The sequence below is a fragment of the Stenotrophomonas sp. P5_A8 genome (genome assembly GCF_056400545.1).
This window is the reverse complement of sequence record NZ_JBFULB010000513.1, coordinates 1-1,723: the sequence shown is the minus strand read 5'-3', so window position 1 is coordinate 1,723 and position 1,723 is coordinate 1. Positions and strand designations below refer to the sequence as shown.

2 protein-coding genes are annotated in these 1,723 nt (G+C 62.6%); both read left to right on the top strand.

What is annotated here, in order from left to right:
• On the top strand, window positions 1-880 hold an 880-nt coding region (locus tag AC1DQP_RS20230; protein ID WP_478052395.1), incomplete at its 5' end, for a hypothetical protein.
• Window positions 881-1,130: 250 nt separating this feature from the next.
• Window positions 1,131-1,723, top strand: a 593-nt coding sequence (locus AC1DQP_RS20225; RefSeq protein WP_478052394.1) for a hypothetical protein, incomplete at its 3' end; no start/stop codon positions are given.

Below are 1,723 nucleotides of genomic sequence, written 5' to 3'. Positions count from 1 at the left end.
ACCTAGCCCTTCAACCGGGGATCATGCTGATAGCAATGCCGCACCGTTGCTGGTAGCAGTGCTGCCAGCATCAAAGGGTGAATCTCTGCCGCCATCCGGAAAGGGTGCGCGGTGGAAAGAAGGCTCAACGAACGTCGACCGGGCGTCGCGGGCAGTGGCAGCTGCCTATGGCTGTGGCGCATGCATGGCGGTGGTGTGGCAGGCGACCTGGGTGGAAGTTCCTACGCCCGAGGAGGGAGGCGACGACCCGGCAGGATTCGCGATTCACACCAGAGGCCGGGTTGTCCATGCGGCTCAGGATTACCTGCCCAAAGAGCCGCGTGCCAGGGAGGCAGCGCTGTCTGCTTTCAATGCGGACGAGCTGCGGACGGTTGAGGAGTTCGACAGGGTTACGAACATGCGAGCCCGACGCGTGCCGACGCGTACCCGACGCGTGCATCGATGGAGCAATAAACAGTTCTCCGGCGTGGTGGTGATCCCCGCCGTCCGGCCTGTTCGCCCCGTGCTTGTCGCTCTGGCCGATGCAGAGCTGGATGGCCCGCTGGAGGATTGGCTATTGGTCTACGCCGCCCAACAGATGTGGCGGTGGCCCAAGGTCGAGATGTACMTCAAAGCCATGGGCTACGAGGAGCGCGAGGCCAGAGAGGCAGCGTGCCGCCTACTTGGCATGGGTCAGAGCTATAGGGATGGTGCCCGCTCCGCCGGCGTCCGCGCAGCAACGTTCACCGACAAGGTGAGGGTCATTGAGGGAGTGCTGTGGGACTGGCTGGAGCGTGCCAGCTACGCGCTGCTAGAAGAGCTGGGCAGCGATAACGCGGATGACTGGCAGACCGGCGAAGGGCTCATAAGAAACATGGGTTCTGACGACGCCAAGCGATAGGCCTGGCGCTGCTGAAAACGTAGTCGGCGTTAACAGGCGTGATGCCTGCCAAGCGCAGACATTAGGCGTGCCAGAACCTGCTAGTGGTGTGCCACGGGCACCTCTTTGATGGGAGCGATTTACACCCGCCAAACGGCTTAAGTAATAGGGGCTCCAACTACCCAAGGGCGGGCTCCTGGCGGCGACCACTTCGGTGGCGCCGCCTTTCCCCCGGATGGCGCAAGAGGCGCCTTGAGTACAGGACACCCCAATGACTTTTAAGCTTGAAGGCCTCCTAGGCCGCGTCACGCCTGGCTGGCAAAACCTCGATGACCAAGACAAAAGCGCTATCGCACGTCAGGGGCTTTTGGCTTCCGGCCTTGCGATGCTGCGCGCCCGCAACGGTGGAAATTTTGGCGCTTCGTTGGCAGACGGGCTTTCCTCGGGCCTGCTCGCCGTTAACCAAGGCGTCGCCGATACCGAGAACACCCGCTACAAGAACGACATCCTGGCGCGCACTCGCCAAGGGATGGAGCGCAACGCCGCCATTGAGCGGGCTCAGAGAGGCGTGTTGAATTCTGATGGATCGCTCAATGAGGACTCATGGAGTCAGTGGGCGAATGTCGACCCGGTAGGCGCCCAAGAGTTCCGCCAGAAGGCCAGCCCCAGGGCGAAATGGGAGCCGGGCCAGATCGGTTACCGCGACCCCAAGACCGGCGAAAACGGCCTACTGGATGTCCTGCGTAATACCGAGACCCAGGAATACCGCGATCTGCAGGGGAATGTCATCAGCCAGGGCCTCCTGGGCCAAGCGGCTGACCGCCCGAAGATGCCGGACTCTGGCTTGCTGGCTCCGAGCAGGGC